A 25464-nucleotide genomic window follows, 5' to 3' on the forward strand; every position below is an offset into this window, starting at 1 on the left:
CCTCTCAGAAGAGAAAACAGCCCAGCTCATCTTGAAAGGTTAGGAAATATCAATCCCTCTAAACGTGGTTTGAATGGTGAAGTCTATCTGACGAATGGACTTGCTCCTACACTTACAAGAGGTAAAGGAGAGGGAGCTAAAATCGCCATTCCAGTCTTAACACCAGATAGACTAGAAAAACGGCAACATGGTCGTCGACTTAAGGACAATCAAGACCCTATGTTTACTTTGACTAGTCAAGACAGACACGGGGTTGTTGTCGCAGGAAATCTGCCGACTAGCTTTGACCAGACTGGAAGAGTATTTGACATATCTGGCTTGTCACCGACTTTGACCACCATGCAAGGTGGAGACAAGGTGCCAAAGATTTTACTGAGGGAGGAACTGCCATTTCTGAAAATCAAGGAAGCCACAAAAACAGGCTACGCAAAGGCAACTCTTGGAGACTCTGTCAATCTGGCTTATCCAGACTCAACCAAACGTAGGGGACGTGTGGGAAAGGGAATATCCAATACTCTGACGACTTCAGACAATATGGGAGTGGTGGTTGCTGCTCTGGAATATCGACAGGATAAGTGGTATGAAGTCACAGGCATTGTCTTAGAGGGGAAACTTTATCGCCTGAGAATAAGACGACTGACACCAAGAGAGTGTTTCAGACTTCAAGGCTTTCCTGATTGGGCTTTTGACAAAGCAGAAAGTGTTTCCAGTAAGAGCCAACTATACAAACAGGCCGGCAATAGCGTGACTGTCACAGTTATTGAAGCCATTGCCAGTGAATTTAGAAGAACGGAAGAGGAAGAAAAACATGAACCTACTACATAAGAAAAGTATCCTAGATTGTACTGAATTAGAAGAACATATTCACCAAGTTGAAACCAATCAGTTATTACAAAAGATACTGTCGCTCCCCAATTTTGATTGTGACTTTGAGGTGACTTTTGAAGATGATTACCACAAAGAGATGAATGACCCCCTATTCTACGAATCCAATCTTCATCGGATTTCGGATTTTATGGAAACTAGGGATATTAAAAATGGTGTAGATACACTATTGACGAAAGACAATCACCTGGCCTTTCGTGCCTTTGGTGAAAATTATTCTGCTAGAGGAAAGGATGGCATTTTAACGACTTTAGTGACGGTCAAGTGCTTTGGTGAAGGACGGATGCCCATTGATATGAGTCGCTATTTCTCAACTCTTGAAGAAACAGTTGAAAATAGCCTAACCCTATAAGGAGGAGCCTATGATTGAGGTATATCTAGGAAATAATGCCAATACAAATCAAGATTTACTAACTATTTTGACGACCTATGGTGTGACTTATCGTTGTATAAAAGCGTGTGATGTAAACCGTGAAATCTTACTGTCACTCTTTGCGAAAACCACGGATTGTTTTGAGTTGCTATCGCCACGATTTCTTCGCTTTAAACGTCAATATTCGATAAGTTTGAATGAGATGATTCAGCTCATTCTCCAAAAGCCAGACCAGAATCTTCGGTTGCCTCTCATTGTCTGTCAGAATCATGTCTATCCAGCTATTGGGCTAGACGAAGTGCGTACCTTTCTTCCCAGACAGGTAAAAGAAGAACTGTTTCAGGCCAGCCTGATGAAACAAGTGACAGGGTAGGTGTGAAGATGAATGAACGATTTTGGGATAATTTAGAAATCATTCTGGCAGAAAAAGACCTCACTTGGGCAGAACTAGCTCGCAAAGTATTCAACGGTCAATATGTTTATCCAAGTGAGTTTAATCGCCTCTATCAAAAACTGCGACATTACAAATCCAATCGCCTGATGCCACAAACAAGATGGGTTGAGCGTATTGTTCTAGTCTTAGATATTGATTATGAAGATTTATTCAAGAGGTGACAATGATAAGGATAGTGGTGTTTTATCTAGCCATACAGCTTAACGGTCTTCTGGTGAGTTTATACCTGAAAGAGTATCTGACAATAGAGGGTATAGTCTTGCTACAATTGGTCCTATTAAGTGTGACTTGCTTAGAGATTGCCCGTCATAAAACTCTTCAAGCAAAAAAAATAACCTTAAGAAATCGCCTAAGTTGGTTGCTTCTTGGTTTTGTGTGTATGGTTGCTTTTGCAGTTTTCATCAGTTTCCTATCTTCAGTTCAGACTAGGAATCAAGCGGTATTGTTACAAGTAGGAAAACAGGTTCCTCCTATTATCTTTTTATTATTTCTAATAAATGCAAGTGTCCTTGAAGAGATTGTTTATAGGCAATTGCTGTGGGAAAAATTGACATTCCCTTTTGTACAAATAGGCGTGACCAGTTTTCTCTTCGTTCTATCCCATGGACCCAATCAGATAGGGAGTTGGCTCATGTATAGCTATCTTGGCTTGACCTTGGCTGCTGTTCGATTGAAAACTGATTGTATGATGGTAATCGCCTTACATTTACTTTGGAATAGTTTGGCTTATGTCGTAACTTTCTTGTGATACCAAAATCAAGAGTGTTTCCGTATTATGAAAACACCTTATGTTTGATAGGGAATCGAAAAAAAGAGGAGGTCACCATGTCATCTGAACAACAAGAACGTCAAGCGATGCAATACGTGGAAAGAAGTAGTTTATTGACAGTTAGAACCCTCTTAAAGCTCTTAGAATGGTCGGCTAGGCAAGCCTTAGCTCAAGATTCAGCTTATAAGATTGGGGTTCAAAAACTGGAAGAACTCCTTCAAAGCCCTTACGCAATTGAAGCGATAGATGTTAGTAAAGACATACTGGATAAGCCAATCGATGTGGAGAAATTTAAGGAGTTGATGGAGTCAGAAAAACTGCCAATTGCAATTAGTTGGCAAAAAGACTATCTCTACTATTATGCCAAGGATAAGACCTTGCTCGATCATCACTTGGATGAATTGTTGAAGAAACTGATGTCTAATCCAGAGAAGCTAGAAGGTTTAACCTTTGATAAAACCTTGGACCAAGAGATAGAACTGGCCAAAGAGAAAATTAGAGTGACAGAACTTTCGGCAGTCAAAACCAAGGAGGTGACCTTGTAATGTATTCCAGGCAAAAAGCATTTGTCTTTGGACTCTTGGGTCTCGCCTTTGGCTATTTCTGCCATCGTCTAACCCTACTCTATGATAGTTTAACCAATGCCCCACCTATGGAACGTTTTGCCTACCTCTTAGGAGAGGAGTTAAATCAGGTTTTCAATCCTTTATGGCTATTTTCCTTTACTCAAAAATCTCTTCTTGCCTTTATCCTTGGGGTTCTAACGATGACACTAGTCTATCTTTATGTATCGACAGGACAGAAGGTCTATCGAGAAGGGGAAGAATACGGTTCTGCACGATTTGGAACCAGTAAGGAAAAGCGGAACTTTTACAGTAAGAATCCTTTTAATGACACGATTTTGGCTCGTGATGTTCGTCTAACCTTGTTGGAAAAGAAGAAACCCCAGTTTGACCGAAATAAAAATTTGATTGTCATTGGGGGTTCTGGGGCAGGCAAGACCTTTCGATTTGTTAAACCCAACCTTATCCAACTTAATTGTTCCAATATTGTCGTAGATCCTAAAGACCATTTGGCTGAGAAGACAGGTAAACTCTTTTTAGAAAACGGTTATCAGGTCAAGGTTTTAGACTTGGTTAATATGACCAATTCAGACGGTTTTAATCCCTTTCGTTATGTAGAAACTGAGAATGATTTGAACCGCATGTTAACGGTCTATTTTAACAATACCCGTGGGTCTGGTTCTCGCAGTGATCCATTTTGGGACGAGGCTTCCATGACATTGGTGAGAGCTATTGCCTCTTATTTGGTGGATTTTTACAATCCTCCAGGAAGTTCCAAGCAAGAGCAGGAAGCAAGACGTAAGCATGGCCGTTATCCAGCCTTTTCTGAGATTGGGAAACTCATCAAACTCTTATCAAAGGGAGACAATCAGGACAAAAGTGTTCTTGAAGTCCTGTTTGAAGATTATGCTAAAAAATATGGTCACGAAAACTTTACCATGCGAAACTGGGCGGATTTCCAAAACTATAAGGATAAGACCTTGGATTCGGTGATTGCGGTCACAACAGCTAAATTTGCCCTTTTTAATATCCAATCGGTGATTGATTTGACGCAAAGAGACACTATGGATTTGAAAACGTGGGGCACTCAAAAGACCTTGGTCTATCTTGTTATTCCAGACAATGATACGACCTTTCGTTTCCTATCTGCTTTATTTTTCTCTACGGTTTTCTCCACTTTGACCAGACAGGCTGATGTTGACTTTAAAGGGCAACTGCCTATTCATGTTAGAAGCTATCTGGATGAGTTTGCGAATGTCGGAGAAATCCCAGACTTCGCTGAACAAACCTCAACAGTTCGCTCTAGGAATATGAGTCTAGTTCCAATCTTGCAAAATATTGCTCAACTCCAAGGACTTTATAAGGAAAAAGAGGCTTGGAAAACTATACTGGGGAACTGTGACAGCCTCCTCTATTTGGGTGGAAATGACGAGGAAACTTTCAAATTTATGAGTGGTCTTTTAGGCAAACAAACCGTTGATGTCAGAAGCACCAGTCGTTCTTTTGGGCAGACTGGTTCAAGTTCGACCTCTCACCAGAAAATTGCCCGTGACTTGATGACGGCTGATGAAGTAGGGAATATGAAACGAGATGAGTGCCTCGTACGCATTGCAGGGATTCCTGTTTTTCGAACCAAGAAATATTTTCCGCTCAAACATAAGAATTGGAAATGGCTTGCGGATAAGGAAACCGATGTACGCTGGTGGCACTATCATATCAATCCCCTAACCGCTGAGGAAGAGGTAGATTTGTCAGGCCATAAAATAAGGGATTTAAGCACAGAAACGACACTACATTAATAGAAATGAGGAATTATATGAATCAAAAACTAACAGGCTTTGTTTACGGAGTGGACGCCAGCTCCATGTTCTCTCAAGCCATGTCTCTATTACAAAAAGGCTTAATTGCAGTAGGAGCCTTTCTTGTTGTCATGGGCATTATCAACCTTTCAACCAACATTAAAGATGGTGGGCCAGGTGTCCGAAATGCCATTCTAGAAATTGTTGGTGGGGTCATGGTGGGAGCCGCTGGTGCTTTTGTGACTCAGATTACCATTTAGGGGAGGACTGCACATGACATGATAATGAATTTTACGTCACCTTTTGTATTTCTAGCCTCTGAAAAAGTATCTAGCGATAGCCTTTTTGAAGGGTTTCAAGTGGATTTAGAATCAACCGCCAACTTGGTTAAGTCACTAGCGGACTTTAATCCGACGGTGTGGTCTTACATGACAGCCATTACCAAGGGGATTATGCAGCCCTTGGGAGTAGCTATTCTTGCGGTAGTTCTTGTACTCGAATTTTCAAAAATGGCCAAGAAAATCGCAAACTCAGGCGGTGCAATGACCTTTGAAGCCATGGCACCTATGATTGTCAGCTACATCATGGTCGCGGTCGTGATTACCAATACGACGGTTATTGTGGAAGCCATTATTGCCATTGCCTCTTATGTTATTGAACAAGTGGCAAGTCTTGTCACGAATGGTGGTGCTAATTATGATACCATTTCAGGCATTAAGGGATCTGGAATTGTAGGAAAAATGATTATTGGCTTTTTTGCGATTCTCATTTGGTTGGTACGAATGGCCAGCATCATGGTTGTCAATATCTTGATTACCATTCGCTTTATCCAACTCTATCTGATGATTCCTTTTGCCCCTGTTACCATTCCGACCTTCCTTAGTGATGACTGGAGAAGTGTTGGGATTGGTTACCTTAAAAACATCATGGTCTATGCCGTTCAAGGTATTTTGATTTTTCTAATTGTATCTCTTGTCCCCTTGTTTGAATCGGCTGGAAAGATTGCCGTATCAAATGGAGCTGGAGTTATGGAATCACTCGCCATTATGTTTGGTGGCTTGGTACAGGCCATATTGTTAATCATTGCCTTAGTTGGCAGTCAACGGACCGCCCGAAGTATTTTGGGGATGTAGGAGGATGGGAGTAAATTGCCCGCCTCCTCTTTTTATAGCTTACTTAGATTGGAGAACATTTATGAACACTCGTGTCTTTAAGGACATCTCAAAGGTTCAACACAGGGCATGGCTAGGATTTACAACTAGACAGGTTATTTTTGTATTTCCAGCTGTCGCCCTAACCATTTTGGTATTGGGCTTGAACCTATTTTATTGGCAATTTGGGGATTGGTTTGTCTATGGTTTTGTTTTTAGCTTTACCATTCCACTCATGTTATTTGGGGTCTATCGCCCCAACGATTTACCATTTGAAATCTACCTCAAGTACCGTTTTCATTATGAACTAACGGTGCCAGACCGCACATTTACTGGAAGAAAAGGAGACCAACGTGAAAAAATTAAAACACTCAATGAAACCAAAGACCTCTTCTAATGACAAAAAGCAAAAGACGAAAACTCAGAAGCAGGAGATCAGACCTTCTACCGTAAATACGTTAGCCTATCAAGGGCTTTTTCAGAATGGCCTTATGCAGGTCAGTCCAAGCTATTTCTCACAAACCTATCTTTTAGGAGATGTTAATTATCAAACAGTTGGCTTAGATGATAAGGGAGCTATTGTTGAGAAATATTCCGATTTAATCAATTCACTGGATGATAAGACTAATTTCCAACTGACCATCCTCAATCAAAAGGTCAATCTGGAAAAATTCCGTAAGAGTATTCTCTATCCCTTACAGGAAGATGGGTTTGATGCTTATCGTGATGAATTGAATCGCATGATGAATGCCAACTTAGAGGCGGGTGAGAACAACTTTTCAGCTGTCAAGTTTCTTTCATTTGGCAAGAGCGACCAAACACCAAAACTAGCTTTTCGTTCTCTGTCACAAATTGGAGAATATTTCAAAAGTGGCTTTTCAGAGATTGATGTATCTCTTGGTTTACTTGGTGGAGAGGAGCGAGTGAATGTCCTTGCGGATATGTTACGAGGTGAAAATCATTTACCGTTTTCTTACAAGGATTTGACCCTCTCAGGTCAATCCACCAAACACTTTATTGCCCCAACCTACCTTTCCTTTAAACACAAGAATCATATTGAATTGGACGATCGATTATTACAGATTGTTTATGTTCGTGACTATGGCATGGAGTTAGGGGATAAATTTATTCGTGACCTCATGCAGTCAGATTTAGAAGTGATGATTAGCCTACATGCTAAAGGCTCTACCAAGTCTGAAACCATGACCAAGCTGCGAACCAAGAAGACCTTGATGGAATCACAAAAGATTGGTGAACAACAAAAGATGGCTCGGACTGGAATCTATTTGGAGAAGGTCGGGCATGTTCTTGAAAACAATATTGATGAAGCTGAGGCTCTTCTTCAAACCATGACTCAAACAGGAGATAAACTGTTTGACACCGTATTTCTAATTGGCGTGCTGGCGGATACTGAAGACCAACTCAAACAATCTCTTGATATTATCAAGCAAGTGGCTGGGTCAAATGATATGATTATCGATAACTTGACCTATATGCAAGAAGCTGCCTTTAATAGTCTCTTGCCATTTGGGAAGAACTATCTCGAAGGTATTTCTCGGTCTCTATTGACTTCAAACATTGCCGTGAATGCCCCTTGGACTTCCGTAGATATTCAGGACAAGGGTGGGAAATTTTATGGCATCAATCAAATCTCAAGTAATATCATCAGTATTGACCGTGGCAAGTTAAATACTCCGTCAGGTTTGATTTTAGGGACTTCTGGAGCTGGCAAAGGGATGGCGACAAAACATGAAATCATCTCAACTAAGCTCAAGGAAGCAGATAGTGATACTGAAATTATTATTGTTGACCCAGAAAATGAGTACAGTATTATCGGTCAAGCCTTTGGTGGGGAGAGTATTGATATTGCCCCAGATTCTACCACCTTCTTAAATGTCTTAGATCTATCTGATGAGAATATGGATGAGGATCCGGTTAAGGTCAAGTCCGAATTTCTCTTGTCTTGGATTGGAAAGCTCTTGGACCGTAAAATGGATGGTCGTGAAAAGTCCTTGATTGACCGTGTGACAAGACTCACTTATAAGCATTTTGACACACCGTCCTTGGTCGAATGGGTCTTTGTCTTAGCTCAACAACCTGAACAGGAAGCTAAGGACTTGGCACTGGATATGGAACTCTATGTGGAAGGGTCGCTGGACATATTTTCACATCGGACCAATATTAAAACAGACAGTCATTTCCTGATTTACAATGTCAAAAAGTTAGGCGATGAATTAAAACAAATTGCCCTCATGGTTATCTTTGACCAAATTTGGAATCGGGTGGTCAAAAACCAAAAGCTAGGGAAGAAGACCTGGATTTACTTTGATGAAATGCAGCTTCTCTTATTGGACAAGTATGCCTCTGATTTCTTCTTTAAACTTTGGAGTCGTGTCCGTAAGTATGGGGCGATACCGACAGGCATTACTCAGAATGTAGAAACGCTTCTTTTGGATGCCAACGGCAGACGCATTATTGCCAATAGCGAGTTCATGATTCTTTTAAAACAGGCTAAGAGCGATCGAGAAGAATTGGTGCATATGCTTGGACTTTCCAAGGAACTGGAGAAATACTTGGTCAATCCTGAAAAAGGTGCTGGGCTAATCAAGGCCGGTTCAACCGTTGTTCCATTTAAAAATAAGATTCCACAACACACCAAGCTCTTTGACATCATGAGTACGGACCCTGAAAAAATGAGGACATGAGATGAAAGAGGATAAAAAGCTAGTCAAACATGCTAGGCAAAACTTTCGAAGCAACTTAAAATCAGCCCGTATGCATTATCGGAAAGAAGTTAGAGCCTTAAAACAGACTGTTCCTAAAAAAGGACGATTTCGAAAACCAGCCCAAAATTCTCTTTTTCAGGAAAAGAAAACAGAGATAAAAGGAAATCTACTCAGTAGCCAAAAGGAAGCAGAAGAGAAGTTCCTAAAGGAAATTACCTATGTTTCTCCTAGACTGTTGAAGGTAAAGGAAATCAAGAACTATCGACTTCCTCAAGCTCAAGAGCGTTTGCGGACTGCAAGAAAACATTTGTCAGAAGTGAAACTAAGTGAGAAGCAAAAGGCAGTTAATCCCAAGTTTACTTTCCAAAAAGAAAATCCTTCCCCGAAGTCTCGCTTTCAGTTTCACCAAGAAAAATCATTTGATCGACTAAGTGCAGAAAAAGACGTAAGTTCTGCCAAGCGTGAGGTTAAACAACTCAAGAAAGTCCAAAAGACTAAGAAAAACTCTACCAAAGTCAAAGTTGGATTAGGCTTAGTTGCATCTGAATCCCTTGACCTGATAGCACAGGAGGATGATTTAGATGGTCTAAGATCCATGAAGGATATTAGTTTGAAAGCCAGACGCTATGGAAGGTTTACCTTTCAAGCAGGTAAGGTGGTAGTAAAAAGTGGACAGACAGGTGTGAGGTTTACCAAAACAAAATTTTCTCATGGAAAGGAACGATTCCAGAACTTCAAAAAGGGAAAAGGATTCACACGCCAGAAACCTCTTAAACCAAGAAGACGTTACCAGACCTTTTTAAAGCATGTGAGAAAACAAAGTGTCGCAGGTATCAAAGGAATCGTCCAAGCCATTAAGGGAAGTATGACTTTCTTTTCTGTCCTTGCGGGAAATCCTTTGACTTGGATTGTCTCAGGCCTTCTCTTGATACTCCTTTTGATGATGAGCTTTTTCATGAGTGTTTCAGGTAGTAGTGTCATTCAACAAGATGAGATGGAGTTGACCAAGGCCTATACCCACATGACGTGGGAAGATGCGGAGCATACTAGAATCAACGATAAGGGCATTACCTATTACACCAAGATTGATGAGATTATGGTTTACATGAATCATCAATACCAAGACTACCAGCTTGACGATTTCATGGAAACAGGTGGTACGACCTACAAAGTATTTCTCAGTCAGGTGTGGACGGACTTAAATGGTGGAGATTCTATTAAATCCATGTCTGACTTATATAAAGAACCTGCTTACAAGCTGTCTGATGAGGACCAGGAAGAACTAAAGGAATTGACCGAAGAAGGCAACTATTTATCCCTTCAAGAATTGGACAATCCCTTTCAGGGACAGACCGATGAGGATAGCTTAAACATGACCTACCGGTATGGTTATGAGGTCATTGATGAGAAACCAACGCTTCATCACCATATCATCTTAGAAGCAAAAGAAGGTCAAGTCATTGTGTCTCCTATGGATGGTAAGGTATCTCTTGATGGAGAGAATATTATTTTGACATCTGGTAAGGGAGTGAATAAGACTAAACTAACCTTGTTTGGCATTCATTCAGGTCGTGTGAGTGAAAATCAACAAGTCTTGGCAGGAGATATTATTGGTCAGACCAAAGACGGAACGGGTCTAAAAGTCACCTATCAAAAGGTTGATGATGACACGGATAAGCTAGTCTATGTCAATCCAGCTTTCTACTTTCCAAAAGTGATCCAGGTTCAGACCACCATTCTTCCAACTATCGGTCAGTTTGGCGGCGATGAGTTCGAGAGAGCCAAGGCTATTTATGATTATCTTAAAAGTAAGGGTGTGACCAATCAAGCTATTGCAGCCATTCTAGGTAACTGGTCGGTAGAATCCTCCATCAACCCGAAACGTGCCGAGGGCGACTATCTATCTCCCCCTATTGGTGCGACAGACAGTTCGTGGGATGATGAGGGCTGGCTCTCACTTAATGGTCCAACTATATACAATGGACGTTACCCAAATATTCTCAAACGTGGTTTAGGCTTAGGCCAATGGACAGATACCGCGGATGGGTCACGCAGACATACTTTATTGTTGGAATATGCCAAAGGAAAACATCAAAAGTGGTATGACTTAGGCTTACAACTGGATTTCATGTTGCATGGGGATAGTCCTTATTACACCAACTGGTTAAAGGACTTTTTCAAAAATTCAGGAAGTCCAGCTAGTCTTGCCCAACTCTTTCTCATTTACTGGGAAGGAAATAGTGGAGATAAGCTACTTGAACGTCAAACACGAGCAAGTGAGTGGTATTACCAAATTGAAAAAGGTTTTAGTCAACCAAACGGTGGGACAGCACAAAGTGATCCAAAAGCACTTGAAGCTGTACGAGGAGACCTTTTTGAAAACTCTATTCCAGGAGGTGGTGACGGTATGGGGTATGCCTACGGCCAATGTACTTGGGGAGTTGCAGCCCGTATCAACCAACTGGGGCTAAAACTCAAAGGTAAAAATGGTGAGAAGATTCCAATTATCAGTACAATGGGCAATGGCCAAGATTGGGTACGAACAGCCGCAAGTCTCGGTGGAGAGACAGGGACAAGTCCACAAGAAGGAGCTATACTTTCCTTTGCGGGAGGAGGACATGGCACCCCAACAGAATACGGACATGTGGCTTTCGTCGAAAAAGTCTACCCAGATGGCTCATTCCTTATCTCCGAAACCAATTACAATGGCAATCCCAACTACACCTTCCGTAAATTATCTGGAGTGGATAGTAGCTTGAGTTTTGCTTATACGACGAAATAAAAAAGGATATGCTAACAAAATGAATAAATGTTAGCATATCTTTTGTGTTTTTTTGTCACGATTAATCAGAATTTATAGAAATGAGAACTGTTATGAGACGAATCATCTCATCAAGAACATCTGTAAGTGAAATCCCTTTTGTATAGCTATATTTTTTTGAATAATTTTGCCATTGTTTATTCTGAATAGGGTCAGATTTGAACCTCTCGAGTAGTTCAATAATCTTTACAAAATCGAGTTCTGTTTCGCGATATGAAAATGTTCTCTGACAGGCATTTCTCAACTGAATGAAGTCAATGTCTTCTTTCTTCAGTTTGGAAAGAATATAAACATCGTAAAAATCTTTGCTTCTACTGTTCAAGAAGTTACGTGAATAGATGGTTTGAAGTTTTTCAGCTAGAATTGTTTCAATTGTATAAGCAATGATTGGAAAATTGTCTTCATCAAAAATAGCTTTATAGTCGTATGTAATCGGCTGAGGAGTTACAACATCACCTGTCGCAATATCCAAATGGATAACTTGTTTAATATTCTCAAGTTGGCACGAAATTGTTGCTCGATAGCCACCATAGTCATCACTTTCTTTAATAGCTGTGATTGATTGAATCACAAAAGATATACCTTCTTCGGAATCTGCTAAAATTTCCTTGAGTTGCTGTTTAACAGTTTCTTCTGAGAGTGTTATTTGATGGAATAAAAAGTCAATATCAACAGTGCTACGAGATTCAACTCCGATGACATTCGAAAGTAGGAATCCTCCTTTGAAGATATAGTGATTTGAATAAGAACTTTGACTTAATTTTTTCAAAATGACTTCTAGGAAGTAATAGGTCATGACGGAATTAAAGGTTAAACCAGTATTCTTTGATATTTTATGACAGAGTGCTGTTAATTTAGCTTTGTTCATATTAGAACCTCCAGAGTTTGTTTAACTTTTTCTAAAGTATTCATTTTTGTCGCATATTCATAGAGTTTTGCTAGATTTTTTTTAGGATAGTTCCCATAAGATTGAAGTGTCTTGACAAAGAGTTCGGAATCAATCTTTTCTCGATGTATTACAAAATCACAAATAATACGTTCAAAATCATATACCCTTACGTTGTTTCCCAAAGGAGTAGGTACAGTAGTCATTCCCAGCTCGCTGTATTCTTTAGAGACAAAGTGAATATTTAGATTAGCTGGAGGAGTATTAAAGCGGTAGCCTCTAGGAACTGTCACATCAAAATATTGTGGAATTTCATCTGTAAACTGTTGTAGATACAGTGCCGAAATATAAGAGAAAATAGCCTTAGGAAAACGATATTGAAAGAAGTAGTATTCATCATAGTCTCCGTTTTGGGTTAGGAAAATACCTTTTTCAACTCGGAAGATAATGCCTTCTTTCTCTAGTCTTGTCAGATATATTGTTGGAATACCTAGTGCTTTACAATCTTTGTTTGTGACAATTCCATTGTTCTTTTCTATAAAATCGAGTAGAATCTCTTTTTTTGACATACGGCCTCCCACTTGTTGCTTTTACACTACAATTTTACAATATTTGTGGTATAAAAGCAACATTTTCTTTTCCCTCATTTTATTGTGATAACAAAATCAAGCCTTCTTTTTTATGATGGTATTGAACTTGGGCTACGAGCTGTACAAAAAAGAGAGTTTCTCCTAGAACGGAAAGTTCTTCGTCAAAACTCCTATTTTTGTCGTGCTCGCTTAACGCCCTCGTATCTAATAAAGAGTGACAGTTTGTTGCTACATAAAAAAGAAAAGAAGGACTATTTATGACCAAAACATGTAATCATCACTTTCTTGTCAATCAGGAAAAAGGCGAGAAACACGTCTTTCGCAAGAGTAAAAAATATCGCACTCTATGTTCCGTTGCCCTTGGAACCATGGTGACAGCTGTTGTTGCTTGGGGAGGAACGGTTGCACATGCTGATGAAGTCACATCATCAGTTGACACCAACATCCAACGAACAGAAAATCCAGCTACGAATTTACCAGAAACACAACCAACCCCTGTTTCTGAACAAACTGAAAGTTTAGGGTCAACTGGACAATCTAATGGAGCGATTGCTGTCACCGTACCACATGATACGGTAACACAAGCAGTTGAAGAGGCCAAGGCTGAAGGTGTTTCTACAGATGAAGATAGCCCAATGGATTTGGGAAATACAACTTCTGCGACAGAAACCAGCCAACAAATTTCAAAAGCAGAAGTAGATGCCCAAAACCAAGTTGAGGCTATCAATGAAGTTACTGAAACCTACAAAGCTGACAAAGCGACATACGAATCGAATAAAGCCCGCATTGAACAAGAAAATAAGGAGCTGTCACAGGCCTACGAAGGGGTCAACCAAACTGGTAAAGAGACAAATGCTTGGGTTGATACTAAAGTCAATGACCTAAAAACTCGGTATGCAGATGCTGATGTGACAGTAAATGAACAAGTAGTTTCATCAGGAAATGGGACAGCTGTACTAGACTATACAAACTATGGCAAGGCTGTTGAAACCATTCAATCAACTAACGAACAAGCTGTAGCGGATTATCTAACAAAGAAAACCAAGGCAGATGAAATTGTTGCGAAAAATCAGGTCATTCAAAAAGAAAATGAAGCTGGACTTGCTAAGGCAAAGGCAGATAATGAAGCCATTGAAAGGCGTAATAAGGCGGGTCAAGCAGCTGTTGATGCTGAAAACCGTGCAGGTCAAGCCGCAGTAGATCAAGCTAATCAGGAGAAACAACAATTAGTTTCAGATCGTGCAGCCGAGATTGAAGCTATTACCAAACGTAATAAAGAAAAAGAAGCCGCAGTCAGAAAAGAGAATGAAGCGATTGATGCCTATAATGCCAAAGAATTGGAATGCTATCAACGTGATTTGGCCGAGATTTCAAAAGGTGAAGAAGGTTATATTTCTGAAGCCCTTGCTCAAGCCCTCAATCTCAATAACGGTGAACCCCAAGCACAACATGGAGCAATTACCCGAAATCCTAATCAAATCATTTCAACTGGCGATGCTTTGCTGGGTGGCTACTCAAGAATTTTGGATTCAACAGGATTCTTTGTCTATGACAGCTTCAAAACAGGTGAGACTCTTAGTTTTAATTATCAAAATCTTCAAAATGCACGATTTGATAGGAAAAAGATTAGCCGTGTGACTTACGATATTACCAACCTAGTATCACCAGCTGGAACCAATGCCGTGAAATTGGTTGTGCCAAATGATCCAACCGAGGGCTTTATTGCCTATCGAAATGACGGAAACGGTGACTGGCGAACAGACAGGATGGAGTTTCGTGTAGTTGCCAAGTATTTCTTGGAAGACGGAACGCAGGTTACCTTCTCCAAAGAAAAGCCAGGAGTCTTCACACATTCTTCCCTCAATCATAATGACATTGGTTTAGAATATGTTAAAGATTCATCTGGGAAATTTGTTCCGATTAATGGTTCTACCGTTCAAGTGACTAATGAAGGTCTAGCGCGTTCTTTGGGTTCCAACCGTGCAAGTGATTTGAATTTACCTGAGGAATGGGATACCACATCAAGTCGTTATGCTTATAAAGGAGCTATTGTCTCAACAGTTACATCAGGAAATACCTACACAGTCACCTTTGGGCAAGGCGATATGCCACAGAATGTTGGCTTGTCATACTGGTTCGCCTTAAATACCCTACCAGTTGCACGTACAGTGACACCTTATAGTCCCAAACCTCATGTAACGGTGGATCTTGAACCCGTTCCAGAACCTATTACGGTAACACCAGATGTCTTTACTCCTATAACATTTACACCAGAAAAGCCTGTAACCTTTACGCCAAAGCCTTTGGAAGAAGTGGTGCAGCCTAGTCTGTCCTTGACCAAAGTAACCTTACCTGTCAAACCTATTCCAAAAGAACTTCCAACGCCACCACAAGTTCCGACTGTCCATTATCATGCGTATCGTTTGACGACAACTCCAGAGATTATGAAAGAAGTAGTCAATAGTGACCAAGCTAATCTTCATGAGAAAACTGTCGCAAAAGATTCAACGGTGATTTATCCCTTAACAGTTGATGCCTTATCGCCCAATCGTGCCCAAACGACTAGTCTCATTTTTGAGGACTACTTGCCTGCTGGTTACCTCTTTGATAAGGAAACAACACAAAAAGAGAATGGAAACTATGTCCTTGGCTTTGATGAGACTAAGAATTTTGTGACCTTAACTGCAAAGGAAAACTTGTTGCAGGAGGTAAATAAAGATTTAACCAAGGTTTATCAACTGACCGCTCCAAAACTCTATGGTTCTGTTCAAAATGATGGGGCAACCTATTCCAATAGTTACAAACTCCTTTTGAACAAGGGCACAAACAATGCTTACACAGTCACTTCAAATGTTGTAACGGTTCGTACACCAGGTGATGGGGAGACAACTACACTCATTACACCAGATAAAAACAATGAAAATGCGGACGGTGTCCTCATTAATGACACGGTCGTAGCCCTTGGCACAACCAACCACTACCGATTGATTTGGGATTTGGACCAGTATAAGGGAGATCGTTCTGCAAAAGAGACAATTGCACGAGGCTTCTTCTTTGTGGACGATTACCCAGAGGAAGTGCTTGATGTGGTGGAAAATGGCACGGCTGTTACAACCCTTGACGATCAGAAGGTATCAGGAATTACGGTTAAAAACTATGCTTCCCTAAATGAAGCTCCTAAAGACCTTCAAGATAAATTGGCTCGTGCTAAGATTACACCAACAGGTGCCTTTCTAGTCTTTATGCCGGATGACAACCAAGCCTTTTATGACCAGTATGTTCAAACAGGAACTTCTTTAGCTCTTTTGACCAAAATGACGGTGAAAGATAGTCTCTATGGTCAAACTAAGACCTATACAAACAAGGCTTATCAAGTTGATTTTGGAAATGGCTATGAAACCAAGGAAGTGACCAACACCCTTGTTTCTCCAGAACCCAAGAAACAAAACCTCAATAAAGACAAAGTAGACATCAATGGGAAGCCCATGCTAGTGGGAACTCAAAATCACTATACTCTCTCATGGGATTTGGACCAATACCGAGGGATTAAAGCAGACAACTCTCAGATTGCACAAGGTTTTTACTTTGTGGATGATTATCCAGAAGAAGCTTTATTACCGGATGAAGCAGCTATTCAGTTTGTCACATCTGATGGCAAAACAGTTTCAGGAATCACGGTGAAGTCTTATTCTCAATTAACTGAAGCTCCTAAAACGCTACAAGCAGCCCTTTCGAAACAAAAAATTCAGCCTAAAGGAGCTTTTCAAGTTTTCATGCCTGAGGACCCACAAGCCTTTTTTGAATCTTATGTGACCAAGGGGGAGAATATTACCATTGTCACTCCGATGACAGTTTTGGAAACCATGCTTAATTCAGGGAAGTCTTATGAAAACGTGGCTTATCAGGTGGACTTTGGGCAAGCCTATGAAACCAACACGGTAACCAATTTTGTCCCTAAAGTAACTCCACATAAGTCTAATACCAACCAAGAAGGTATTTCAATTGATGGAAAGACTGTTCTTCCGAATACGGTCAATTATTACAAAATTGTCTTGGATTACAGTCAATACAAGGACATGGTCGTGACGGATGATGTTCTTGCCAAGGGATTTTACATGGTAGACGATTACCCAGAAGAAGCCCTTACCCTAATTCCTGATGGCATTCAAGTTTTGGATAAGGATGGCAATCGTGTATCTGGTATCTCCGTCAGCACCTACGCTAGTTTGTCAGAAGCTCCGAAAGTCGTCCAAGATGCCATGGCTAAACGTCAGTTTACACCTAAAGGAGCCATTCAAGTTCTTAGTAGCGATGATCCAAAAGCCTATTATGATACCTATGTGAAGACTGGTCAAACCTTAGTTGTCACGCTTCCGATGACGGTAAAAAATGAGTTGACCAAAACAGGTGGTCAGTATGAAAATACAGCCTATCAGATTGATTTTGGCTTGGCCTATGTCACGGAAACAGTGGTCAATAATGTTCCCAAACTAGACCCACAAAAAGATGTGGTAATTGACTTGTCTCATAAAGATGACAGCCTTGATGGAAAAGAAGTCGCCTTGCATCAAACCTTTAACTATCGCTTGGTTGGAGCATTGATTCCAAGCAATCGTGCGACTGATTTATTTGAATATGGTTTTGAAGATAACTATGATGAAAAGCATGATGAGTATAATGGTGTTTATCGCAGCTATCTGATGACGGATGTCATCCTCAAAGACGGTTCTGTCTTAAAAGAGGGGACAGAAGTCACGAAATATACCTTGCAACAGGTGGATACAGAAAATGGCCTAGTGTCAATTTCATTTGATAAATCCTTCTTAGAGACTATCTCTGATGATTCAGCCTTTCAGGCAGATGTTTACCTGCAGATGAAACGGATTGCGACTGGTCAGGTGGAGAATACCTACCTTCATACAGTGAATGGCTATGTCATCAGCTCAAATACAGTTGTAACACATACACCTCAACCTGAAGAACCAAGTCCAAATCAACCCACACCACCTCAACCACCAATTGAGACTATTGAACCGCCTGTTCCAGCTAGCGTTTTACCAAATACAGGGGAACAGGAATCCCTTTTGGGCTTGATTGGAGCTGGTATTCTACTTGGTACGGCTTATGGACTGAAGAAAAAGGAGGAGAAGTAGATGAATCCAAAAACTATTTATGAAAAGGATTCAGACCAAGATGGTTTGACAGATGCTCAGGAACTAGCTTTGGGAACCAATCCGCAGTCTGTTGACACAGATGGTGATGGTCAAGCTGATTTAGAAGAGCTACAATCTGGACATTCACCACTAGTCCCACAAAAGGAGTTGTGTGATGGCTTGGAACTTTGACACCATGAAAGAGGCTTTGTCTGAAATGGAGAAGGTCGATTACCAAGAGTTTATCAAAGCCTTTCTCTCTTTGGAATTAAGTATTTCTGATAGAACAATCCTCAATCAGGTTTATCAAGATTATATGGATGAAGATGACCTATCCTTGATTAGTGATGAGCTACGAGTTAAAGTGGATAGTTATCAGGATGAAGTACAGGCAGATATGACTGACATTCTGGAAAAGTTGTACCGAACAGGTGAAGGTTCTAGTTTTATTATGGATTTAATGTCCTCAAATAGTCTCTCAGACACCTTGGAACAGTATGAGGTTTTGGATAGTGTTGATTATTCACCACTTAGCCTTGAAACCTTACAGGCCATGATTCAACAGGACTTGGCTATTTCCAGTCAGGATTATTTTGGAGATTTGGTTCACCTTGCCTTGCAAAAAGATTTACTAGACCAGAAAAGTCATTTCTTACAACACTATGTGGCAACTGTAATGGAAGGTATTTCACAAGAAAGAGACCAACGAGCCTTGGTCCTAGATTAACGCAAAGGGCTGAGAAAAACTCTCAGCCCTTTTAAAATGGGAGGGAAAATGAATCAAGAAGTCTTACTACAAATGATGAGAGCCAGCATTCCTCGTGATAGAGCCCTGCTTGAGGCGTTTTTATATTACCAAGCAGAGCATTTTGATGAGGAGTGGGATAGTCTCGTTTATCAGTTTATGACCAATAGGCAGGAATTCAAAAGACCTGTTCAGGTACTTCACTTTGAGACAGATGTTTCAGCTTTTGTTCAGGCTAGTCCTTATGATACTGCTCATGATCTATTGACCTATACACAAGTATTCGGCCAAACTGGTCTCCAAAAACTTGACAAACTATCGACGTCTGAAAAAGACTTGGTGATTGAAGTGGCCTTGTTCAATCTGGCCACTCGTTTTCAACTATTAGACTCAAATGGACACTACCAAACTATTTCACCAGATTCTCTATTACAAAAGAGTAGGGGAGCTAATTTGGTCAATGTGTATCGTGTGGCTAATAATTTAGCGGATCGAATCAGCCGAGATATTGAGCAGTTTCTATTGACTTACGAGCCTGAGCTTGAAACAGGAGTTGATGAAACAGTTCTAGAAAATGAAGAAACTGTTGATGAGCACAAAGTGAGTAGTAATCAAGCAATATCTTTTCGAGAAGAGGGCTCTCTGGTTATTGCTAGTTTGGATGTAGATTTGTCTCAACTAGATGTTCAAATAGGAAAAACCAGTCATCTGCCAGCTTATGAAGAGTTATCCTTACGACGTAAATTTGAGATTCTAACATATTTTGACCATATTCGAAATGAACGTTCCAAAGTCCCAAGTTTTAGACGAGGTGATTTTGACACAGAGATGGAAATGACACCAGTCTTTGATGGCGAGGAATTACTTACTTATCTCGAAGCTGATGGCAGTCCCTATGAGCTGAAACGAACGCTGACTACAGTCGAAGAAAAGGAATTAGAAAAAATTGGACAAGCCATTAGGATAGAAAATCAAGAAAAATTGACTCAGCTAGGGATTGATTTATCTCAGTTTGACCCAGACCGAGTCGGTATTTTATTGGATGCAGCAGGTCGTTTTCGTTTAAAAAATGCAGACCTTGCTTTACTAGGTGGTTATCCCAAAGCCTCGGTAACTCAACTAGCCCTTGCGACAGAACTACTCCAAATGGGACTAAGTCATGAAAAGGTTGAATTTTTCTTTGGTAGCCAGCTTTCCATTGAAGAGCTGCGACAAGTTGCCTACGCCTTTTTACACCAAGAACTTAGCAGAGAAGACGCGGAGCAATTTGAAAAAGATAAAGGTAATCAGCCAGATTTAACCCTCAGAGATTGGAAAAGCAAGCTAGAGAAAGCTGAGTCGAAAGTAGTGGTTGATGAAGAGTTAGTGGAAAATCCACTAGTCCAGAGAGTCTTGGACACTTATCCTCTGGGGTCATTGGTTTCCTATAAGGGACAGGACTTTGAGGTCATGTCGGTCAGCGATGCTCGATTGAACGGTTTGATTCGGATTGAGTTAGTTAATGATTTTTCGGATATCATTGAACAAAATCCAGTTCTTTATTTGAGGACCTGGGAAGAAGTCAGTCAGGCACTTCATCAGCCAAAGGCAGAAAAACAAACAGAGTTAGAAGAAGCGGACCAAGAACTAAATCTTTTTTCATTTCTGGAAGAGGAGCCAGTTCAGAGTATTGGACTATTGGAACCCGATGGTTCTGAAAAAGGTCAAAACGATACTGATCTTGAAGAAACAGATAGTCAAATTCCTGAAGAGGTAGTCGTCGAAACAATTCCAGAGATTCCAGTAACGGACTTTTATTTTCCAGAAGATATGACGGACTTTTATCCAAAGACTGCTAGAGATAAGGTTGAGACAAACATTGCGGCTATTCGTTTGGTAAAAAATCTAGAAGTAGGGCACCGCAATGCTTCACCAAGTGAACAAGAACTCCTTGCCAAGTATGTAGGCTGGGGTGGACTAGCCAATGAATTTTTTGATGACTATAATCCAAAATTTTCTAAGGAACGAGAAGAACTGAAAAGCCTAGTCACAGATAAAGAGTATTCGGATATGAAACAGTCCTCTCTGACAGCCTATTACACAGACCCAGCACTGATCCGTCAGATGTGGGATAAGTTGGAAAGAGATGGTTTTACAGGTGGCAAAATCCTAGATCCTTCCATGGGAACAGGGAATTTTTTTGCGGCTATGCCAAAACACTTAAGAGAAAAGAGTGAGTTATATGGTGTGGAATTAGATACTATTACAGGAGCTATTGCCAAACACCTTCATCCCAATAGTCATATTGAAATTAAGGGTTTTGAGACGGTGGCTTTTAACGACAATAGTTTTGATTTGGTGATTTCAAATGTGCCCTTTGCCAATATACGAATTGCGGATAACAGGTACGATAAGCCTTATATGATTCATGACTACTTTATCAAAAAGTCACTTGATTTGGTCCATGATGGTGGACAAGTAGCGATTATCTCTTCCACAGGAACTATGGATAAGCGAACAGAAAACATCTTACAAGATATTCGTGAGACAACTGAATTTCTTGGTGGGGTTCGACTGCCTGATTCTGCCTTTAAGGCCATTGCGGGAACGAGTGTCACAACGGATATGTTATTCTTTCAGAAACACTTAGACAAGGGATATGTGGCAGACGACTTAGCCTTTTCAGGTTCCATTCGTTATGATAAGGATAGTCGCATTTGGCTCAATCCTTATTTTGATGGGGAATACAATAGCCAGGTGCTAGGAACCTACGTGGTCAGAAATTTTAATGGCGGAACACTTTCTGTTAAGGGGACTAGTGATGACTTGATTGCAAGTGTTGAAACAGCTCTACATCAAGTAAAAGCCCCAAGAAAGATTGATAGAAATGAGGTCATCATTAATCCAAATGTGTTGACCAAACAAGTCATTGATACCTCCATTCCAGTTGAAATGAGGGAGAATCTGGGTCAGTACAGTTTTGGTTACCAGGGTGCTACGGTCTACTATCGAGATAATAAAGGCATTCGAGTCGGAACCAAGACGGAAGAAATCAGTTACTATGTCGATGAAGAGGGTAACTTCAAAGCATGGGACACCAAGCATTCTCAAAAACAGATTGATAGATTTAATAGCTTAGAAGTTACAGATAGCACTGCTCTGGATGTCTATGTGACCGATGATGCAGCTAAACGTGGTCAGTTTAAGGGCTATTATAAAAAGACAGTTTTCTATGAAGCTCCTTTGTCAGATAAAGAAGTGGCACGAATCAAAGGAATGGTCGATATTCGCAATGCTTACCAAGAAGTCATTGCCATTCAACGCTATTATGACTATGATAAGGAGAGCTTTAACCACTTGTTAGGCAACCTCAATCGTACCTATGATAGCTTTGTCAAACACTATGGGTATTTGAATAGTGCAGTGAATCGCAATCTTTTCGATAGTGATGACAAGTATTCGCTTCTTGCTAGTTTGGAAGATGAACGTCTGGATCCAAGTGGAAAGTCTGTTATCTATACTAAATCCCTTGCATTTGAGAAGGCTTTAGTGCGTCCTGAAAAAGAGGTTAAAAAGGTACATACTGCCCTTGATGCCTTAAATTCGAGTTTGGCTGACGGACGAGGTGTTGATTTCGATTATATGATGTCTATCTATCAGGTTGAATCGAAGATGAACTTGATTGAGGAGTTAGGCGACCTCATTATGCCTGATCCAGAGAAGTATTTGAATGGAGAATTGACCTATGTTTCTCGCCAAGACTTTCTGTCAGGGGATGTCGTTAGTAAATTAGAAGTGGTAGATCTATTCGTCAAACAATACAATCAGGACTTTAACTGGTCACATTATGCAGGACTTTTAGAAGCTATCAAACCAGCACGTATTACTTTGGCAGACATTGATTTTCGAATCGGTTCACGCTGGATTCCTTTGTCTGTTTACGGAAAATTTGCCCAAGAAACCTTTAAGGGGAAAGTCTATGAACTGTCAGACCAAGAAGTAGCAACAGTCCTTGAGGTCAGTCCCATTGACGGGGTTATCACTTACCAATCTAAGTTTGCCTACACCTATTCCAACGCAACGGATAGGAGTTTAGGTGTCCCTGCTTCACGCTATGATAGTGGTCGAAAAATCTTTGAAAATCTCCTGAATTCCAATCAACCAACGATCACAAAACAAGTTGTTGAAGGAGATAAGAAAAAGAATGTGACGGATGTAGAGAAAACAACAGTCCTACGTGCCAAGGAAACACACCTACAAGAACTCTTTCAAGGTTTTGTAGCAAGGTATCCAGAAGTCCAACAAATGATTGAAGACACCTATAATAGGCTCTACAATCGTACGGTATCAAAGTCCTATGATGGTAGTCATTTAACCATTGATGGACTTGCTCAGAATATCTCCTTACGTCCTCACCAAAAGAATGCCATTCAACGAATTGTCGAGGAAAAACGTGCTCTACTAGCCCATGAGGTAGGGTCTGGAAAAACCTTGACCATGCTTGGAGCTGGCTTCAAGTTGAAAGAACTCGGAATGGTACATAAACCTCTCTATGTGGTTCCTTCTAGTTTGACTGCTCAGTTTGGTCAAGAAATCATGAAATTTTTCCCAACCAAAAAAGTCTATGTGACCACCAAGAAAGATTTTGCCAAAGCTAAACGCAAACAGTTTGTATCACGTATTATCACAGGGGACTATGATGCCATTGTCATTGGAGATTCACAATTTGAGAAGATACCGATGAGTCGTGAAAAACAGGTCACCTATATCAATGACAAACTTGAACAACTCAGAGAAATCAAGCTAGGAAGTGACTCTGATTATACGGTGAAAGAAGCAGAGCGTTCGATTAAGGGACTAGAGCACCAATTAGAAGAACTCCAAAAACTGGAGCGGGATACCTTTATTGAATTTGAAAACCTTGGCATTGATTTTCTCTTTGTGGATGAGGCTCATCACTTCAAGAATATCCGTCCAATTACTGGACTTGGAAATGTCGCTGGCATTACCAACACCACTTCAAAAAAGAACGTAGATATGGAGATGAAGGTGAGACAGGTTCAGGCAGAACATGGAGATAGAAATGTCGTTTTTGCGACAGGAACGCCAGTTTCTAACTCTATTAGTGAACTTTTCACCATGATGAATTACATTCAACCTGATGTTTTGGAACGATATCAGGTATCCAATTTTGACTCATGGGTTGGGGCTTTTGGGAATATCGAAAACTCTATGGAACTAGCCCCGACAGGTGATAAATACCAACCTAAGAAACGGTTTAAGAAATTTGTCAATTTGCCTGAACTCATGCGAATCTACAAGGAAACCGCCGATATTCAGACTTCTGATATGCTTGATTTACCTGTACCTGAAGCTAAGATTATTGCGGTGGAAAGCGAGTTAACGCAAGCTCAGAAATACTATTTAGAAGAACTGGTAGAGCGTTCAGACGCTATCAAGTCAGGTAGTGTCGATCCAAGTAGAGATAATATGTTAAAGATAACCGGGGAAGCTAGAAAACTAGCCATTGATATGCGGTTGATTGACCCTGCTTATACCTTATCAGACAATGAGAAAATCCTTCAAGTCGTTGATAATGTCGAGCGGATTTACCGTGAAGGAGCTGAAGACAAAGCCACTCAGATGATTTTCTCTGATATTGGAACGCCTAAAAGTAAGGAAGAAGGATTTGATGTTTACAATGAACTTAAGGACTTGCTTGTCGATCGAGGGATACCAAAAGAAGAAATTGCCTTTGTGCATGATGCCAATACTGATGAAAAAAAAAACTTACTGTCTAGAAAGGTCAATAGCGGAGAAGTACGGATTCTCATGGCTTCTACGGAAAAAGGGGGAACAGGATTAAACGTCCAATCACGTATGAAAGCAGTCCACCATTTAGACGTTCCCTGGAGGCCGTCTGATGTAGGACGGATTTTGCGGACATTCAAAATAAAAAAGAATGTGATATATTAATCACAAATCACTTATCACAAATCACAAGTGATTTGTGATTGTTGATGATAAAATAAGAATAAGAAGAAATAGAAAGAAGTGAGTGATTGTGGGAAATTTAGGCGCACAAAAAGAAAAACGAAATGATACACCAATCAGTGCAAAAAAAGATATAATGGGAGATAAGACGGTTCGTGTTCGTGCTGACTTGCACCATATCTTAAAATTTTGTATAATAGGAATTGAAGTTAAATTAGATGCTAAAAATTTGTAATTAAGAAGGAGGGATTCGTCATGTTGGTATTCAAAATGCGTAATGTAGATAAAACATCTACTGTTTTGAAACAGACTAAAAACAGTGATTACGCAGATAAATAAATACGTTAGATTAATTCCTACCAGTGACTAATCTTATGACTTTTTAAACAGATAACTAAAATTACAAACAAATCGTTTAACTTCTGTATTTGTTTATAGATGTAATCACTTCAGGAGTGATTAAATGAACAAAAATATAAAATATTCTCAAAACTTTTTAACGAGTGAAAAAGTACTCAACCAAATAATAAAACAATTGAATTTAAAAGAAACCGATACCGTTTACGAAATTGGAAC

At 40.2% G+C, this 25464-nt stretch carries 21 protein-coding genes; 19 read left to right on the plus strand and 2 right to left on the minus strand.

From position 1 onward, the window contains the following. The 12 genes from C1G57_RS00350 to C1G57_RS00405 all read left to right on the plus strand — a co-directional run. Nucleotides 1-825 (plus strand): DNA cytosine methyltransferase (locus C1G57_RS00350; RefSeq protein WP_193434473.1); only part of this gene is annotated, 825 nt, incomplete at its 5' end. Beyond that, on the plus strand, nucleotides 809-1237 hold the full coding sequence (locus C1G57_RS00355) for a hypothetical protein (RefSeq protein ID WP_105113273.1): 429 nt from the start codon (nucleotides 809-811) through the stop codon (nucleotides 1235-1237). The genes C1G57_RS00350 and C1G57_RS00355, both read left to right, overlap by 17 nt. Nucleotides 1238-1247: 10 nt before the next feature. Next, nucleotides 1248-1631 carry an arsenate reductase gene (locus C1G57_RS00360; protein ID WP_024376091.1) on the plus strand — a complete coding sequence of 128 codons (384 nt, stop codon included), beginning with the start codon at nucleotides 1248-1250 and terminating at the stop codon, nucleotides 1629-1631. An 8-nt stretch (nucleotides 1632-1639) separates the two neighbouring features. Further along, a complete protein-coding gene (locus C1G57_RS00365; RefSeq protein ID WP_001005708.1) occupies nucleotides 1640-1873 on the plus strand; it encodes a hypothetical protein in 234 nt (77 codons plus the stop codon). A 2-nt stretch (nucleotides 1874-1875) separates the two neighbouring features. Next, nucleotides 1876-2460 (plus strand): CPBP family intramembrane glutamic endopeptidase, encoded by a 585-nt coding sequence (locus C1G57_RS00370; protein WP_105113274.1) that lies wholly within the window; start codon nucleotides 1876-1878, stop codon nucleotides 2458-2460. A 77-nt stretch (nucleotides 2461-2537) separates the two neighbouring features. Next, nucleotides 2538-3026: a hypothetical protein gene (locus tag C1G57_RS00375; RefSeq protein WP_105113275.1), complete on the plus strand. Its 489-nt coding sequence runs from the start codon at nucleotides 2538-2540 to the stop codon at nucleotides 3024-3026. Further along, complete coding sequence (locus C1G57_RS00380) at nucleotides 3026-4843, plus strand: VirD4-like conjugal transfer protein, CD1115 family (RefSeq protein ID WP_105113276.1); 1818 nt, start codon at nucleotides 3026-3028, stop codon at nucleotides 4841-4843. The genes C1G57_RS00375 and C1G57_RS00380 overlap by 1 nt, the downstream gene beginning before the upstream one ends. A 17-nt stretch (nucleotides 4844-4860) precedes the next feature. After that, nucleotides 4861-5103 (plus strand): hypothetical protein, encoded by a 243-nt coding sequence (locus tag C1G57_RS00385; RefSeq protein WP_001072182.1) that lies wholly within the window; start codon nucleotides 4861-4863, stop codon nucleotides 5101-5103. 18 nt (nucleotides 5104-5121) lie between these two features. Beyond that, nucleotides 5122-5976 carry a conjugal transfer protein TrbL gene (locus tag C1G57_RS00390; RefSeq protein ID WP_014636634.1) on the plus strand — a complete coding sequence of 285 codons (855 nt, stop codon included), beginning with the start codon at nucleotides 5122-5124 and terminating at the stop codon, nucleotides 5974-5976. Nucleotides 5977-6037: 61 nt separating this feature from the next. Further along, nucleotides 6038-6391 (plus strand): PrgI family protein, encoded by a 354-nt coding sequence (locus tag C1G57_RS00395; protein WP_001097577.1) that lies wholly within the window; start codon nucleotides 6038-6040, stop codon nucleotides 6389-6391. Beyond that, on the plus strand, nucleotides 6348-8699 hold the full coding sequence (locus tag C1G57_RS00400) for a VirB4-like conjugal transfer ATPase, CD1110 family (RefSeq protein ID WP_161941002.1): 2352 nt from the start codon (nucleotides 6348-6350) through the stop codon (nucleotides 8697-8699). Before C1G57_RS00395 ends, C1G57_RS00400 begins: the two co-directional genes overlap by 44 nt. Before the next feature lies 1 nt (nucleotide 8700). After that, the gene (locus C1G57_RS00405; protein WP_105113277.1) at nucleotides 8701-11502 is read left to right on the plus strand and encodes a phage tail tip lysozyme; all 2802 of its coding nucleotides are present in this window, start codon (nucleotides 8701-8703) and stop codon (nucleotides 11500-11502) included. A 61-nt stretch (nucleotides 11503-11563) separates the two neighbouring features. On the opposite strand, the gene C1G57_RS00410 is transcribed toward C1G57_RS00405, so the two are convergent. Further along, nucleotides 11564-12409, minus strand: coding sequence for a nucleotidyl transferase AbiEii/AbiGii toxin family protein (locus C1G57_RS00410; protein WP_105113278.1), 846 nt, complete (start codon nucleotides 12407-12409; stop codon nucleotides 11564-11566). Further along, nucleotides 12406-12996 carry a type IV toxin-antitoxin system AbiEi family antitoxin domain-containing protein gene (locus tag C1G57_RS00415; protein WP_000037237.1) on the minus strand — a complete coding sequence of 197 codons (591 nt, stop codon included), beginning with the start codon at nucleotides 12994-12996 and terminating at the stop codon, nucleotides 12406-12408. Before C1G57_RS00415 ends, C1G57_RS00410 begins: the two co-directional genes overlap by 4 nt. Before the next feature lie 278 nt (nucleotides 12997-13274). Here C1G57_RS00415 and C1G57_RS00425 point away from each other — a divergent pair, with 278 nt between their 5' ends. The 7 genes from C1G57_RS00425 to C1G57_RS00455 all read left to right on the plus strand — a co-directional run. After that, entirely contained in the window at nucleotides 13275-18170 is a 4896-nt protein-coding gene (locus tag C1G57_RS00425; RefSeq protein WP_105113279.1) for an SspB-related isopeptide-forming adhesin, read from the plus strand. Beyond that, on the plus strand, nucleotides 18171-18362 hold the full coding sequence (locus C1G57_RS00430) for a calcium-binding protein (protein ID WP_001068448.1): 192 nt from the start codon (nucleotides 18171-18173) through the stop codon (nucleotides 18360-18362). Then, a complete protein-coding gene (locus C1G57_RS00435; RefSeq protein WP_105113280.1) occupies nucleotides 18346-18897 on the plus strand; it encodes a hypothetical protein in 552 nt (183 codons plus the stop codon). Before C1G57_RS00430 ends, C1G57_RS00435 begins: the two co-directional genes overlap by 17 nt. Nucleotides 18898-18945: 48 nt before the next feature. Next, a complete protein-coding gene (locus C1G57_RS00440; RefSeq protein WP_105113281.1) occupies nucleotides 18946-24870 on the plus strand; it encodes an SNF2-related protein in 5925 nt (1974 codons plus the stop codon). Between the two features lie 88 nt (nucleotides 24871-24958). Continuing rightward, nucleotides 24959-25123, plus strand: coding sequence for a peptide-binding protein (locus C1G57_RS00445; protein WP_024410551.1), 165 nt, complete (start codon nucleotides 24959-24961; stop codon nucleotides 25121-25123). A gap of 20 nt (nucleotides 25124-25143) precedes the next feature. Beyond that, complete coding sequence (locus C1G57_RS00450; protein ID WP_013641314.1) at nucleotides 25144-25227, plus strand: 23S rRNA methyltransferase attenuation leader peptide; 84 nt, start codon at nucleotides 25144-25146, stop codon at nucleotides 25225-25227. 124 nt (nucleotides 25228-25351) lie between these two features. Continuing rightward, nucleotides 25352-25464, plus strand: a 113-nt coding sequence (locus C1G57_RS00455; RefSeq protein ID WP_214609655.1) for an rRNA adenine N-6-methyltransferase family protein, incomplete at its 3' end; no start/stop codon positions are given.

It is taken from the genome of Streptococcus suis, assembly GCF_002960425.1.
Taxonomy (GTDB): domain Bacteria; phylum Bacillota; class Bacilli; order Lactobacillales; family Streptococcaceae; genus Streptococcus; species Streptococcus suis_S.